Here is a 229-nt window from a genome sequence, read left to right on the forward strand (position 1 = left end):
GGTAAGGCGTGGCGAAAAGCCGCTTCCATCGTTGGAAACGCACGCCGGCAACGCGTTGGCAATCAGCATAGCGCGTGCGTACCGCGCGCTGCAATTCAATGCTGTCGAGCGCGCGCTCGAGCGTGCCAACACGATGGGTTTCCGGATCCAGATAGCGCACAAGCCGCAGATAGACCGCGTCGAACAGCGCGGCGAGGGTCGGGCGGTGTTGACGATCTGGTATCAGAAG

General features: G+C 62.0%; 1 protein-coding gene. It reads right to left on the minus strand.

The features are described 5' to 3' along the window. Nucleotides 1-229, minus strand: a 229-nt coding sequence (locus RVY79_RS21975; protein WP_317466746.1) for a hypothetical protein, incomplete at both ends; no start/stop codon positions are given.

Origin of the sequence: Chromohalobacter sp. HP20-39, from assembly GCF_033052815.1 — a bacterium.
In the GTDB taxonomy this organism is placed as follows: domain Bacteria; phylum Pseudomonadota; class Gammaproteobacteria; order Pseudomonadales; family Halomonadaceae; genus Chromohalobacter.